12 protein-coding genes and 1 pseudogene are annotated in these 14,891 nt (G+C 37.5%); 12 read left to right on the top strand and 1 reads right to left on the bottom strand.

Going from position 1 to position 14,891, the window contains the following annotated elements:
* Positions 1-58: 58 nt before the first annotated feature.
* The 9 genes from M0Q17_RS07760 (at position 59) to M0Q17_RS07720 (ending at position 8,580) form a co-directional block, all read left to right on the top strand.
* Positions 59-2,635 (top strand): AAA family ATPase, encoded by a 2,577-nt coding sequence (locus M0Q17_RS07760; protein ID WP_295085500.1) that lies wholly within the window; start codon positions 59-61, stop codon positions 2,633-2,635.
* Between the two features lie 116 nt (positions 2,636-2,751).
* Positions 2,752-2,886, top strand: coding sequence for a 50S ribosomal protein L34 (gene rpmH / locus M0Q17_RS07755; protein WP_295085496.1), 135 nt, complete (start codon positions 2,752-2,754; stop codon positions 2,884-2,886).
* The gene (gene rnpA / locus M0Q17_RS07750) at positions 2,874-3,227 is read left to right on the top strand and encodes a ribonuclease P protein component (protein ID WP_295085503.1); all 354 of its coding nucleotides are present in this window, start codon (positions 2,874-2,876) and stop codon (positions 3,225-3,227) included. Before rpmH ends, rnpA begins: the two co-directional genes overlap by 13 nt.
* Positions 3,220-3,555, top strand: a complete 336-nt coding sequence (yidD, locus tag M0Q17_RS07745; RefSeq protein WP_295085493.1) for a membrane protein insertion efficiency factor YidD — start codon at positions 3,220-3,222, stop codon at positions 3,553-3,555. The genes rnpA and yidD overlap by 8 nt, the downstream gene beginning before the upstream one ends.
* On the top strand, positions 3,549-5,174 hold the full coding sequence (gene yidC / locus M0Q17_RS07740) for a membrane protein insertase YidC (protein ID WP_295085490.1): 1,626 nt from the start codon (positions 3,549-3,551) through the stop codon (positions 5,172-5,174). Before yidD ends, yidC begins: the two co-directional genes overlap by 7 nt.
* Complete coding sequence (locus M0Q17_RS07735) at positions 5,167-6,057, top strand: Jag N-terminal domain-containing protein (protein WP_295085487.1); 891 nt, start codon at positions 5,167-5,169, stop codon at positions 6,055-6,057. Before yidC ends, M0Q17_RS07735 begins: the two co-directional genes overlap by 8 nt.
* A 3-nt stretch (positions 6,058-6,060) precedes the next feature.
* Positions 6,061-7,401, top strand: coding sequence for a tRNA uridine-5-carboxymethylaminomethyl(34) synthesis GTPase MnmE (gene mnmE, locus M0Q17_RS07730; RefSeq protein ID WP_295085484.1), 1,341 nt, complete (start codon positions 6,061-6,063; stop codon positions 7,399-7,401).
* Entirely contained in the window at positions 7,402-7,791 is a 390-nt protein-coding gene (gene ruvX, locus M0Q17_RS07725) for a Holliday junction resolvase RuvX (protein WP_295085481.1), read from the top strand.
* A 90-nt stretch (positions 7,792-7,881) separates the two neighbouring features.
* Positions 7,882-8,580, top strand: a complete 699-nt coding sequence (locus M0Q17_RS07720) for a nitrous oxide reductase accessory protein NosL (RefSeq protein ID WP_295085478.1) — start codon at positions 7,882-7,884, stop codon at positions 8,578-8,580.
* A 123-nt stretch (positions 8,581-8,703) separates the two neighbouring features.
* On the opposite strand, the gene M0Q17_RS07715 is transcribed toward M0Q17_RS07720, so the two are convergent.
* Entirely contained in the window at positions 8,704-9,201 is a 498-nt protein-coding gene (locus tag M0Q17_RS07715) for a MarR family winged helix-turn-helix transcriptional regulator (RefSeq protein WP_295085475.1), read from the bottom strand.
* Positions 9,202-9,293: 92 nt separating this feature from the next.
* Between M0Q17_RS07715 and M0Q17_RS07710 the strand changes: the two genes are divergently transcribed.
* The 3 genes and pseudogenes from M0Q17_RS07710 (at position 9,294) to M0Q17_RS07700 (ending at position 14,708) form a co-directional block, all read left to right on the top strand.
* Positions 9,294-10,523, top strand: a complete 1,230-nt coding sequence (locus M0Q17_RS07710; protein ID WP_295085472.1) for a TolC family protein — start codon at positions 9,294-9,296, stop codon at positions 10,521-10,523.
* A complete protein-coding gene (locus M0Q17_RS07705; protein WP_295085470.1) occupies positions 10,524-11,624 on the top strand; it encodes an efflux RND transporter periplasmic adaptor subunit in 1,101 nt (366 codons plus the stop codon). It begins immediately after the preceding gene.
* A gap of 1 nt (position 11,625) precedes the next feature.
* Positions 11,626-14,708 (top strand): annotated as a pseudogene (locus M0Q17_RS07700) (multidrug efflux RND transporter permease subunit).
* Positions 14,709-14,891: the final 183 nt, after the last annotated feature.

Below are 14,891 nucleotides of genomic sequence, written 5' to 3'. Positions count from 1 at the left end.
ACAACAAGTAACTCAACTCGATATAATAAGAGCTGAAATAAAACAGAGGAATTTACAGATGAATAATATATTTGAAAAACTTACAAACAATATGACCGAATCGATTGAGTCGGCAGTCTCATTGGCACTCTATAATAAAAATCAAGAGATGGAGCCGATACACTTTTTGTGGGCACAACTTACTAACTCAAACTCCTTGTTAAATCAGATGCTTAACAAGATGAGTATTGATAGGGTAGCTATTGAGCTTGACGTAAAGAGCATAAGCGAAAAGCTGCCTAAATCTTCAACCGTCTCAAAAGAGAGCATTAGAATCTCTAAAAACTTTGTGCAGACACTTGAAAACGGCATTGGACTTATGACAAAAAATGGAGATTCATTTTTAGCAGTTGACACTTATCTGTTGGCAAATTTAAAAAATGAACCATTTTTTTCTCTGTTAAAGAAATATAGTGATATATCAGAATTGGTAAAAAACATAGAGGCTTCTCGCGGTACTACAAAGATTGATTCTCAGAGTTCGGATGAGACTCTAGAGTCACTTAAGAAATATGGGATAGATTTGACACTAGAGGCAAAAGAGGGGAAGCTGGCACCTGTAATCGGACGTGATGAAGAGATTACCCGCATGATGCAGATACTTATCCGTAAAACCAAAAATAATCCAATGCTCCTAGGTGAGCCGGGTGTTGGTAAAACAGCGCTGGTTGAGGGACTGGCTCAAAGAATCAGTGATGGCAAAGTTCCGACATCTTTGCAGAATAAAAAGGTAATAGCACTTGATATGAGTGCTTTAATCGCAGGCGCAAAATATAGAGGCGAGTTTGAAGATAGACTTAAAGCTGTAATAGATGAGGTAAAAAAGAGTGGGAATATCATCCTTTTTATAGATGAGATCCACACGATTGTAGGAGCGGGAGCAAGCGAGGGGAGCATGGATGCGGCAAATATCCTAAAACCTGCACTTGCACGTGGAGAGCTTCATACTATAGGTGCAACCACACTAAAAGAGTATAGAAAATATTTTGAAAAGGATATGGCACTTCAAAGACGTTTTTTGCCGATTAACCTTGATGAGCCAAGTGTAAATCAGTCTCTTCAGATACTTCGCGGTATCAAAGAGCGCCTAGAGACACACCATAATGTAACTATTACCGATAGCGCTTTAGTGGCGGCTGCAAAACTATCCGACAGGTATATAGCAGATAGATTTTTACCAGATAAAGCAATCGACCTTATAGATGAGGCGGCGGCTGAGCTTAAGATGCAGATAGAGTCGGAACCGCATGCGCTAAGCAATGCAAAAATCAAAAGTTCTGAACTCCATGTTGAGCAAGAAGCGCTAAAGATGGAGGATACTCCCGCAAATACAAAACGTTTAGGGGAGATAAAAAAAGAGCTCGCAGACGTAGAAGAGAAAGTGAGAGGATTAGAGACTCAGTTTGCCAATGAGAGAGAAGTTTTTGGAAAAATTTCAAGTATCAAAAATGAGATTGAGGCAAAAAGAAGAGAAGCGCATATAGCAAAAAGCTCATCAGAGTTCAACCGTGCTGCTGAGATAGAGTATGGAGAGATTCCTGCACTCTTAGCACAGGAAAAAGAGATAACCCAAAACTGGGCAGATATGCAAAAAGAGGGAACACTTCTTAAAAATAGCGTCGATGAGGAATCAATTGCTTCTATCATCTCAAGATGGACGGGTATTCCGGTAAAGAAGATGCTTCAAGCAGACAAAGATAAAATCTTAAATGTTGAAGAGGAGCTAAATAGAGAAGTTATTGGACAAAGCAAGGCGATACATGCAGTAGCACGCGCTATTAAAAGAAATAAAGCAGGGCTTTCAAGCGGTAATTCGCCCATAGGAAGTTTTCTCTTTTTAGGACCTACTGGAGTCGGTAAAACGCAGACGGCTAAAACACTGGCAAAATTCCTGTTTGACTCTCCTGATGCTATGATACGAATAGACATGAGCGAATACATGGAGAAGCATTCAGTCTCTCGTTTAGTCGGGGCAGCTCCCGGATATGTTGGTTACGAAGAGGGCGGACAGCTTACTGAAGCGGTAAGAAGAAAGCCCTACAGCGTAATACTCTTTGATGAGGTTGAAAAGGCGCATCCTGATGTGTTTAATATTTTGTTGCAGGTGCTTGATGACGGAAGATTGACTGATAACAAAGGGGTTACGGTTGATTTTACAAATACTATTATAATACTAACTTCAAATATTGCAAGTGACAAGATAATCAACAATCCAAATTCAGAAGCACTCCACGAGATGGTTTTGGGAGAGTTAAAGCAGGCGTTTAAACCGGAATTTTTAAACCGTTTGGATGATATAGTTATATTTAACGCACTAGGGCGTGAGCAGATAGTAGGAATTGTAGATATATTCTTCAAAGAGATTGCAAATAAAGTTGCATCAAGAGATATAACTCTAACTTTAAGTGAAAATGCAAAAGCCTATGTAGCCGAAGCTGGATTTGACCCTGTTTATGGAGCTAGACCGCTTAAGCGTGCTCTTTATGAGATAGTCGAAGACAGACTCGCAGAGCTTATTCTTGAAGGAAAAGTTCAAGAGGGCTCACATGTGGAATTTGACTTTAAAGATGGCAAGATAGAGGTAAAAATCTCCTAAACAGAAGCACAAGATGTTACAAAAGTGTGGTTAATGGTATTTCAAAACAAATCTTAACCGCGCTTTAAGTAACTTTCTTATATCATTTCGGACTTAATTTTAAAGAAGGATATGTCATGAAAAGAACATACCAGCCTCATAACACACCGAGAAAGAGAACTCACGGTTTTAGATTGAGAATGTCAACAAAAAATGGACGCAATATAATTAACCGCCGTCGTGCAAAAGGTCGTAAAAAATTGTCAGTTTAGGAAATTTTTATACGCTAAAACTTCATCGTGAGTTTCAGTTTATATATAGAAAAGCAAAAGATGCGCACTCAGAGAGTGTGGTACTCTTTTTTCTTCCTGCAAATGAGATTCATAAAGTAGGTTTTACGGCTACGAAAAAAATCGGCAATGCCGTAAAAAGAAACAGAGCTAAAAGAAGACTTAGAGCTCTTTTTCTTGAATTCTCCCCCTCGCTTAAAGATGGCACATATATTTTTGTAGCCAAACAAGCAATCAATGACATAACATACCAAAAACTAAAAAATGATTTTCAAAAAGTTTTAAATCGTTCAAATGCAATAAAAAAAGAGCTTGATGTTTAAGAAATTTTTACTCAAGCTTTTGTGGCTTTATCAGAAGTTTTTTACGCTCCTTGGATATGGAAGCTGTAGATATTACCCAACTTGCAGTGAATATGCAAAAATAAACTTTGAAAACAACTCCATTTCAAGTGCTTTTTACCACACTTTTACTAGAATACTGCGTTGTAATCAATTATTTGAGGGGGGCATTGAGTATCCATTACTTGATAAACTCTCATTAAAGCCCACAGAAATAGGGGTTGATTCTATAAAATATTGGTTGGTACCAAATAAAAAAAACCGCTTTTATATCATAAAAAATTTTTCATTTAAGGGTAAAATGTGTTAGACAAAATGACACCAAATCAAAGATTGATGATAGCAGTCGTGCTATCAATTCTGTTTTTCGTAGCATATACGTTCATCTTTCCGCCAAAGGAAGCACAGAACGAAAAAAGTAATCAGGTAAACTCGCAAAGTGCAATAAATACTCAAGACTCATCTGCGGCTCAACCCCAAGTGGCAAAAGTAGAAGAGGCAGTAAGCCACAACATCTCAAGTGATGAGAAGATGGCTGCAAATGATTTAAGCACCTTGGTAACTATAACAAGCGGTAAATTTATACTTAAGTTAGATACATTAGGGCGCATCTCTTCGAAAGTATTGCTTCAAGATAAGTACAATGATAAAGATGACAAGCACGCACAGCTCATTCCAGATGCTGGAGCTAAGCCTCTTTTTATCAGATTTTTAGATCCTGCCTTAAATGAAGAGGCAGCTAAGGTTCCTTACAAAACAACACATTCTGAGTTATTGGTAGATAATGGCTCTCAGAAGGTTACATTGACTCAAGAGTTGCTGAGTTTGAAAGTTACAAAAGAGATTGTCTTTTTTGCAGACGGCCATTATGATGTAAAAATCTCACTCTCTGAGGACAAAAGGTACTTTGTTTATTTAGGGCAAAGACCGCGTATTACAGAACAGATGATGACTATTTCGGGGGCCATGGTCTATACAGATAATGAGATAGTGACTATTATAAAAGATGGTGATGCAGAGGGGCGAAAAACATTTACGGGGGTTGAGCTTATATCTGCGTTTGATCAATACTCCGCGACAATTATGTATGGATTTTCAAAAGATACAAATATAATTGTTGAGAGAGATAGAGATGATAATCCCGTTATTTATTTTGAAGCGCTTAAAGATATGATTTTTAGTGGCTATATAGGACAAAAAGAGTATAAAACTTTAAATAGTATAAATCCTGTTTTAACAAATGCCATTGAATATGGATGGTTTACATTTGCATCAAAGCCGCTATTTCAGCTTCTCTCATGGCTGCATGGAATTTTTGGTAATTGGGGTTGGTCTATTGTAGCGCTAACTCTTATTATAAGAGCAGTTCTTTATCCTTTGACATATAAGGGTATGGTCTCTATGCAGAAGATGAAAGATCTCTCTCCGCATATAAAAGAGCTTCAGAAAAAGTACAAAGGCGATCCACAGCGAATGAATGCCGCTGTAATGGATACATATAAAAAACATGGGGCAAACCCTCTTGGAGGATGTTTACCTATGTTGTTACAAATTCCGGTGTTTTTTGCAATCTACCGTGTGCTTTTAAATGCAGTCGAACTTCAAGGTGCTGAGTGGGCACTGTGGATAAGCGACCTATCTAGAATGGACTCTACATTTATACTTCCTATTTTAATGGGTGCATCAATGTATTATCAGCAAAAGCTTACGCCTAGCAATTTTACTGATCCTATGCAGGAGAAAATATTTAAATTTTTACCTATAATTTTTACATTTTTCTTTTTAACGTTCCCTTCAGGTTTGGTTCTTTACTGGTTTGTTAACAACCTATTCTCCATTACGCAGCAGTTTATTGTAAATAGACAATTTAAAAATGCTAAAGAGGCAGAGATAGCAACGCATAAACATGCGGAGAAAAAAGATGATTAAGATAGAGTCAACTACACTAGAGCAAGCCTGCAAAGACGCAGCAGTTGCTTTGGGGTGTTCAGCTAGCGAACTTATGATAGAGATTGTTCAAAGTCCGAGCAGCGGTTTTATGGGTTTTTTTAAGAAAAACGCCATAATTGTTGCCGCTAGGAAAAAACAAGAGATAAAAAGTGTTGATGAAAAGCCTCTCAAAAAACAGATGCAAGAAGTCAAACCTCAAGAGAAAAGCACATACAAGAAAGAGTTTAAAAAAGAGAGTAAAAAACCTTCTCACAATATACTCAATGATACTATCATGCCCGAGTCATTTGTCAGCATGCAAGATGATGATGATTATGACATGGCTGATATTCATTATACTGCCGACTATGAAGAGGATGAGCTAGAGCAGAAGAAAGAGTTAGGTTCTGCTAGAGCATTTAGCGCATACGAAGTTGCTAAGAGAGTTGAAAAAGAGATTAATGAACTTTTTGCGTTGATTTGCTTCAAAATTGACAAGATAGAGGTAAGTGCATATGATGAAGCTACACTTCTTGTTGAGTTTAAAGGTGAAGATGCGGCACTTCTTATAGGAAAAGAGGGGTATAGATACAAAGCGTTATCATATATGATTTTTAACTGGGTAAATACTAAATATCAACTACAGTTGCGTTTGGAGATAGCCGAATTTTTGAAAAATCAAGAGGAATCTGTAGCAAGATATCTAGTTGCTGTATGCGAAAATGTAGATAGAGATGGAAGGGCGCAGACAAAAATACTTGACGGTGTTTTAATCCAAATCGCACTCAAAGAGCTCAGAGATAAGTACCCAAATAAGTATGTAGCCGTTCGCTCTACACGTGAGGGACTTAAATTTATCATCATAAATGATTACCACAACTAAGAAATGAGCGAAGATACCATAAGCGCCATTGCTTCGTCCAATGGCATAGGCTCTATCGCAATTATTCGTATAAGCGGAGATAGAGCTTTAACGATAGCAAAAGAGCTCACCCGCAAAAAAGATTTTTCCCCAAGATATGCTACTCTTTCAAATATATATAATTTTAATAACGAGCTTATAGATGAGTCTATTGTTATCTACTTCAAAGCGCCTTTTTCATTTACTGCCGAGGATGTTGTAGAGATACAGTGCCATGGCGGCTTTATTGTTGCACAAAGTATACTAAAAGCTACACTCGCTCACGGTGCCAGACTTGCAACAGCAGGCGAATTTTCTAAAAGAGCCTTCTTTAACGGCAGAATTGATTTAAGTGAAGCCGAAGCAATTGCACAGCTAATTGAAGCAAAAAGTGAAGACGCTGCAAAAATATTGGCCAAGCAGATGAAGGGTTCGCTTAAGGAGTATATAGAGAAAATTCGTGATGAAATCATACATATACTTGCCTACTCTGAAGTCAGCATCGACTATGCGGAGGAGGATTTGCCTGAGAATTTGGTAGCACAAATTGAGGCAAAACTCCTAGAACTTAAAAAATCACTTACTTCAACTCTCCTTGCAAGCAGGGCAAGAGAGGGACTTATGCAGGGATTTAAAGTCTCAATTGTCGGGAAGCCAAATGTCGGTAAAAGCTCCCTGCTAAATGCACTTCTTAGTTATAACCGTGCCATAGTTAGTGATATAGCAGGAACAACACGAGATACGATAGAGGAGCAGGTAAAAATCGGCTCTCACTTAATCCGCATTATAGATACTGCCGGAATCCGCGAGGCAGGTGATGAAATAGAGCGTATAGGCATAGAGCGCTCACTTGAAGCCATAAAAGAGAGCGATATCGTGGTTGCTCTTTTTGACTCCTCAAGAGAACTTGAGAGTGAAGATAAGCAGATTGTCTCCTTGCTTAAAGCATACGCAGAAGATAAACATATTTTATATGTGAAAAATAAGATAGATTTACAACCAAAACTTGAGTGTTCTGATATAAACTTTGATATAGAGCTTAACTCAAAAGAGAGTGTTGATGAGTTAATCAATGCTTTGGAAGCTATTATGAATACAACTAACTCCTCAGAGGAGATGATGCTAATATCGCAAAGACAGATAAGCGCTGTAGAGAATACGCTTAAAAATATTGATGAAGCATTTTTTCCACTTCAAGATCAAGAGCTTGAAATCTTCTCCTTTCATCTAAATGAGGCTATTAAAGAGATGGCGTCCATAACTAGACCTTTTGAAAATGATGAGATGCTGGACAAAATGTTCGGCTCCTTTTGTTTAGGTAAGTAGTTGAAACTAATAGCGATTGATTTGGGACTTAAACGCATAGGATTGGCATATTCTGCGCATCAGGATATAGTAACCCCGCTAAAAGCAGTTGAGAGAAAAAACAGAGATCAAGCTTCAAGAGATGTCAAAAAAGTTCTTGATGAGTGGGAAGTGGATGCCGTTGTAGTCGGTATTCCGATGGGCGGAAGTAGCGAGGATGAGATGAGACGGCGTGTGGCTCACTTTATGAACCTAGTCGATTTTTCGGGTAAAATTTTTTACCAAGATGAGAGCCATTCATCAAAAGAGGCAGAGAACATGATAAAAGGAGAAATGAAGCAGGTTCGTGACGGCAGAATCGACTCAATCTCAGCTATGATAATTTTGCAGAGGTTTTTAGCAAAAAAATAGAGTATTTTTTTTAAGATTTTCATACGACTTAACACTTTCGTAACAATTATTCTATATGATTATGCAAATCATAAGAATAGGAGATTTAAAATGCGTAAGATTATCGTGAGTATTTTAGTGCTAGGCACTATGTTATTTGGAGCTATGGGTGAGGGTAAACCTCAAAATAAAGAGATGGAGATGTTTCAAAGTGTGCCGATGCAAAAGGCTACAATTCTTCAAGATGGCGATGCTAAGATGTATTGCCCTACATGTGGTATGACGCTTCCTATGTTTTTTAAAACAAATCATGCGGCAACACATGGTGACCATACAGAGCAGTACTGTTCACTTCACTGTTTGGCTGAGACAAATTTAAAAAACAACAACTCTTTAAAAGATATCAAAGTTGTAGATACTAAAACTCTAAAATTCATAGATGCGCAAAGTGCTCATTATGTAGTTGGAAGTAGTAAAAAAGGCACTATGAGTATGGTGAGTAAATATGCGTTTGAAAAAGCGGAGGATGCAGAAGCATTTAAGAACGAGTTTGGTGGAGAACTTATGAATTTTGAGCAAACTTATAAGGTTGCATCAATGGCTCTTGAGGGCGAAATGAAAATGGTGGCTAAAAAACAAGCTGACATGGCTAAAAAAGGCGAGATGATATACAACAAAATGTGTAAAAAAACAGATAAAAAGTTTAGCTCAACGGCTGAGGCTAAAGCTTTTGTAATGTCGAACAATCTTTGCGGAGACATTAAAGGCACACAACTCCAAGCAGTCGGGATTTACTTAGGTAAAAAATAGAGATAAACTGTTGTATTTTTAAGCCATCCACTTTAATGGATGGCTTGTTAAGAAATTAAATAACACACAGATGTGTATTATTGACATGTTGTTATTTTGTTTTAATTTATTTAAATTGCAGTATCAAATTTTGTTTATATTTAATAGAATCTTTTTTAACATATCAGAAAATAGCTCTCTTTGTTCTTGGTTTAAAACTTCAAAATATTTGTTGCACTCTTTTGGTATCTCTTGAAGTGACTCTTTAACAAGCGTTTCACCTTTATCGCTTAAGCAAACAAGCATATACCTTTTATCATTTTTATCCTCTTGTCTATATATAAGATCTCTCTCTTGAAGCCTTTTTAAAATCTTTGTCATGCCGCCGGAGGAGAAGATAGTCAAATCATAGAGCTGTGTCGGGGTTAAAACTTTTCCGTGCGTATAGAGTGATGCTAAAACATCTAATTCTGAGTTTAAGAGATCAAACTTCTCTTTTAAAAAACTCTCTAGATGAGAAAAGATATTTTTATGAATAAGCGCTATAGGAAAGGTCATCAAAAAAACCTCTGAGAGCTCTTTTGAGTCCACCTTTTTATAGAAATCTGTAATTAGGTTATTATTTATTCTATTTTTTTTCATAATGAAATTATATCCAAAATTATATCTTTCTAGCAAGACATGTTTAAGAGTTATTTTGCTATTATTTTGCAAAATCAATTAAGGAAGAACTATTGAGAATTTTTTTACCGATACTTTGCTTGCCGATTTTTCTATATGCATATACACTTGATGAGCTTATAGAGTTGTCGCAAAAAAACAGAGTTGTGGAGTCTGCTGCACATATTGTAAGTGCAAAAGAGAAGGCTTATGAGAGCACTAAGAGCTCCTACCTGCCAACGTTAGAACTTGGTGCAACTTATCAAAACGTATATGAAGAGACTGTAGCGCTTGCAGAAAATTCAGTAAAGATTCAAGCGAGTCTTAAATATACTCTTTATGATGGCGGCAAAAAAGGGACTCTTTATAACCAGCTCAAATCAGATATAGAGTCAAGCAAGGAGAGCGTTGAGGCAATAAAAAACAGCATCTCTCTTGATGTCTCAAGACTATATTTCGAGTTTATGGCACTTAATGCAGACAAGCAAGCAACAGAGCAAGAGATTGAGCAGCTAAAGGCTGAATTTCGTAGATTGGAACTTTTTTATGAGTCGGGTTCCGTGACCAAAGATGAGTTAGATAAGATTGATGCAACACTTAAAAATGCGCTTGTTTCACTTTATGAAATTGACCTTGAGAGAGAAAAAATTCTTCATGCGCTAGAATACTATACAACACAAAAGGTCGATACTCTGCAAAGCGGTGCAAAAATAAGCCTTATAGATGAGAGTAGTTTTAGCATCAGAGCTGATATAAAATCACTAGAATTTGATGCCGAGGCACTTTTATATGAAGCAAAAGGGAGAAAAAGCGAGAATATGCCAAAAGTCTATTTTGATAATACATTAAGCTACAGCGACTACTATTTTGACAATAAACCGGCAACTAATTTTTTGGTAGATAAGCAAAATATTGCTATGCTTTACGCTTCATGGAATATCTTTGATTTTGGTTCAACCACAAAAAGTTATGAGTCCAAATATGAAGAGTATTTGAGCAAAAAAGCAACCATAGAACATGAAAAGCTCAAAGCAGATGTTGATTATAGACTTGCAAAAAAATCATTAGAGATTGCAAAGCTTAAGATTGGGGCGACAAAAGCTGCACTAGATGCTGCAGCATCTGCATACGAACTTATCAAATTTAAGTACCAAAACGGAACGATTGATAATGTTGCATATCTTTTAGCGCTTAGCCAAAAATATGATGCAGCAAGAGACCATGAAAGAGCGTTATATGATTTAGAGATTAAAAAAGCAGAGTTGATTTATTACAGTGCAAAAGATATTAAGGAGTTTTTATAGATGAAAAATTTAGCATTATCGTTAGTGGTGATATCACTACTATTTATAGGATGCAGTGATGAAAAAGAAGCTGCCATAACTCAACCAAAAATGGTGCAGATGCCAGCGTTGCCGGTAAAGGGACAAGTGGTAAAATATGAAAAGGTTGATTTTTCAAAAAGTTATTCTGCTGTACTGAAACCTTTTAGAGAGGTAAATATTGTTGCTAGAGTAAGAGGGATTTTAGAGAAAAAGAACTTTACGGAGGGAGCGTTCGTAAAAAAAGGCGAGATTATTTACGAGATAGAAAAAGATGGGTATAAAGCCGCATTTGATGAGGCAAAAGGAGCGCTGCTAAAAGCTGAGGCCAATTTCAATAAAACTTCAAACGATTGGAAGAGAGGCGAGTACCTATTTAAAAATAGCGCAATAAGTGAACAGCAAAGAGACGAACTGTTATATGCTTATGCTGATGCAAAAGCTGAGATGCAAAAGGCAAAAGCTGCAGCAGCAAAGGCTGAGTTGAATTATGGTTATACGACTATTAAGGCTCCTATAAGTGGCATGATTGGAATGAGTAATAATGATGTGGGAACTTATATTGACTTTGATGCACAAAATGCCACTCTTACTACGATTACGGTAGTAGATCCTGTGTATGCAGAGTTTTCTTTGCCAAGCAGTGATGTTTCAAGGTATGCTTCACATATCAAAACCGGTCTAAAAGTTACTCTTAACAAAGGTTCAAAAAGTTTTATCGGGGAAGTAGATTATATAGCTCCAAAAGTTGACACGCAAACAGATACTTTACTTTTTAGAGCAACTTTTAAAAACCCAAATACAGAGCTGATAATAGGCTCTTATGTTGAGGTTAGTATGGCTGGGTTTAGCTATGAGAGTGTTGTGAAAATCCCGCAAAACGCACTTATGAAGACTCCCGAAGCCATCTTAGTTTATGTTACAAAAAATGGAGAAATCTCCATGCGAGCAGTTGAGGTTTTACAAGTAATTGACGGCGTGGCATTAGTCTCTAAGGGGCTTAATGAGGGAGAGAGTGTTGTAGTGAGCAATATAGCAAAGCTAAGACCTGGCTCAAAAGTAGTCATCATGGACGGTAACTAAGATGTTTTCTGCCTTTTTTATAAAAAGACCTATTTTTGCATCCGTAATTGCTATTATTATCGTGCTAGCAGGCACTATCTCCATGATGTCTCTGCCTATTGGCGAGTATCCTAGAGTTATACCGCCGCAGATTGTAGTTTCAACTTCTTATCCGGGAGCAAGTGCTGAGACTATCTCAAAAACAGTAGCAGCACCTCTTGAGCAGGAGATAAACGGAGCAAAAGATATGCTCTACATGAACTCTCTCTCCGCTGATAACGGCGTTCTTAGTATAAGTATATTTTTTGAAGTAGGAACAAATCCTGATGATGCAAAGATAGATGTAAACAACCGTGTTCAAGCTGCACTCTCAAGACTTCCAGAGCAGGTTCAAAGACAGGGCGTAAGAGTTGCCGAGAAATCACCAGATATGCTTCAAGTAATCATCTTGCACTCTCCAAAGCAGACAAAAGATGTGACATATCTATCTAACTATGCTCTTATGAATATAGTTGATGATTTAAAGAGGGTTAAGGGAGTCGGGGACGTAACAATTTTCGGCGCAAAAGATTACTCTATGAGAATTTGGATAGACCCGTTAAAACTCAAGAAGTATTCACTTACCGTAAATGATCTCATCTTAGCTATAAGAGAGCAAAATGAGCAGTATGCCGCAGGAAAGCTCTCCGCTGAACCGGTGTCAGGAAATGAGATGTTTACTTATACACTTGAGACGCAGGAAAGATTTAGCGATCCATCACAATTCTCAGAGATTATTATAAAAGCAAACGAGGATGGAAGCTCTCTTAAGCTTAAGGATGTGGCGACAATAGAACTTGGCTCTCAGAGTTATGTTATGAAAAACAAATTAAACAACGCGCCTGCTGTTCCCGTAGCTGTATTTTTACAAAGCGGCGCAAATGCTATTGAGACTGCAAAAAATATAAGAAAAGTTATAGCTTCAATAAGCGAAAATTTCGAAGAAGATGTAAAGTATGTGATACCTTATGACATTACCGAGTTTGTTGAGCTCTCGATAAATGAGGTTATCAAAACTTTTATAGAGGCAATCATTTTGGTTGTGCTTATTATATACCTCTTTTTACAAAACTTTAGAGCTACTCTTATACCTGTTTTAGCTGTTCCAGTCTCTATTGTCGGTGCTTTTATCGGTATGTATATCTTAGGTTTTAGCATCAATTTGCTTACTCTCTTTGGACTGGTTTTGGCAATTGGAATAGTTGTTGATGATGCCATTATTGTAATAGAAAATGTTGAGCGGCATATAAAAGAGGGGCTTTCGCCCACGGAGGCTTCGCTTGTTGCCATGAAAGAGGTCTCTGGTGCGCTTGTAGCTATCGTGCTTGTTCTCTCGGCAGTATTTATTCCGGTTGCGTTTTTAGGCGGACTTAGTGGGGAAATGTATAGACAGTTTGCTGTAACCATAGTTATCTCTTTGGCAATATCTGGGTTTGTGGCACTTACCCTTACTCCTGCACTTTGTGCGCTGATGCTAAAGCCGATACACAAGGAGCCGAAGTACTTTTTCAAGTGGTTTAACAACTTTTTTGAGTTTACTACAAAAGGGTACTCAAAAGCTTTAAAACTTACTATAAGATACTCTTTTTTGAGTTTGCTTCTTTTTGGCGGACTTATTTATATCACTTTTGATATGTTTAATTCTCTTAAAACCGGACTTGTACCTACAGAAGACAAGGGAACCATTTTTATATTTAGTTACAACCCTCCGGGGGCATCACTAAACAGAACTGATGTTTTAGGCTCAGAGATTTACGATATCGTTTCGCAAGATAAAAAGAGTATAAAAAATATAGTTCAATTTGTAGGGATGGACTTTGTAACCTTCTCTCTTAGAACAAATTCAATGGCTACAATTTTAAAACTCCAACCGTGGAGCAACATGCATCTTATATAGCATCACAAATGGGTAAAAAACTCTCTGCTACAAGCGATGGTTTCTCCTTTGGCGTGGTGCCTCCTCCTATTCACGGAATGGGGATTTCAGGTGGATTTGAACTCTATGTTCAAGATAGAACAGGCGCTGATATTAAAGAGCTTCAAAAATATGTAAATGAGATTATTAAAAAAGGCAACGAGAGAGTAGAGTTAGAGGGAGTCAGAAGCACCCTTAATACGAATGTTCCCAAATATCAAGTCATAGTTGATAGCGCAAAGGTTAAAGCAAAAGGAGTCGGCATAGATGAAGTCTATCAGACGATTAATGCAACATTTGGAACCTTTTATGTTAACGATTTTAATCTTTTTGGCAGAACCTACATGGTAAATATGCAAGCAGATGAGTCATTTAGAAAAAGCCCTGATGATCTGAATAAAATCTATGTCAGAAATGATAAAGGAGAGATGCTTCCTCTTAGTTCCTTTGTGACGCTTAAGCAGATAGTAAGTGCGGATTTGGTCGAGAGGTTTAACCTATTTAGTGCGGCTAAAGTCTCAGGTCAACCTGCTCTTGGATACAGCTCAGGGGATGCGCTTAAAGCCATAGAGGAGGTTGCGAATGAAGTTCTGCCTCAGGGTTATACTATAAGTTGGATAGGAACGGCATATCAGGAGAAGCAGATTTCAAGTGCGGGAAGTATGGCGTTTATTTTTGGTATTGTTTTTTTATATCTGATATTAGCGGCACAATATGAGAGATGGCTTATGCCGATATCCGTCATCTTAGCAGTTCCTTTTGGAGTCTTTGGAGCAGTTGTTGCAAACCATTTAAGAGGTTTGGAAAATGATATTTACTTCCAGATAGGTATCCTTGTTCTAGCAGGACTCTCTGCTAAAAATGCAATCTTAATTGTGGAGTTTGCAATGCAAAAAAGAGAGCAGGGGATGGAGCTAGTTGATGCAGTTTTAGAAGCGGCTAAAATACGTCTTCGCCCTATTATTATGACTTCACTGGCATTTACACTCGGGGTTATTCCGCTTGTAATCAGCAGCGGAGCCGGAGCAGCGAGCAGACACTCTATCGGAACTGGAGTTGTCGGAGGAATGTTGGCAGCAACTTTCTTAGCTATTGTATTTATTCCGCTTTTTTATGTTCTTGTCTCAAAAATTGGAAAAAAAGGCAACTAGAAAAGAGCCTCTTGCAATAGAGGGCTAAAATGACGTATACAACGTCATTTTAGAGTTGATTTTAAATCTAGAGAGCCTTGAAAAACTCTGCAGCTTCACGTTCGTCATCACTTAAGCTATTTTTTGTAAAATCTTCATCTTCTGCAATCAATCTTTTTATCTCTTTTTGGCAGTAGTTAAAAA

This window comes from Sulfurimonas sp. (assembly GCF_023229105.1).
Taxonomy (GTDB): domain Bacteria; phylum Campylobacterota; class Campylobacteria; order Campylobacterales; family Sulfurimonadaceae; genus Sulfurimonas.
The sequence above is the reverse complement of the archived record's forward strand: the minus strand, read 5'-3'. Positions and strand labels throughout refer to the sequence as shown.

Coding starts and splice junctions, on each gene's coding strand:
- M0Q17_RS07735 (WP_295085487.1), top strand. CDS start 5,167: ATGATTAAGATAGAGTCAACTACACTAGAGCAAGCCTGCAAAGACGCA.
- M0Q17_RS07715 (WP_295085475.1), bottom strand. CDS start 9,201: ATGAAAAAAAATAGAATAAATAATAACCTAATTACAGATTTCTATAAA.
- rpmH (WP_295085496.1), top strand. CDS start 2,752: ATGAAAAGAACATACCAGCCTCATAACACACCGAGAAAGAGAACTCAC.
- M0Q17_RS07760 (WP_295085500.1), top strand. CDS start 59: ATGAATAATATATTTGAAAAACTTACAAACAATATGACCGAATCGATT.
- M0Q17_RS07720 (WP_295085478.1), top strand. CDS start 7,882: ATGCGTAAGATTATCGTGAGTATTTTAGTGCTAGGCACTATGTTATTT.
- yidD (WP_295085493.1), top strand. CDS start 3,220: ATGTTTAAGAAATTTTTACTCAAGCTTTTGTGGCTTTATCAGAAGTTT.
- M0Q17_RS07705 (WP_295085470.1), top strand. CDS start 10,524: ATGAAAAATTTAGCATTATCGTTAGTGGTGATATCACTACTATTTATA.
- mnmE (WP_295085484.1), top strand. CDS start 6,061: ATGAGCGAAGATACCATAAGCGCCATTGCTTCGTCCAATGGCATAGGC.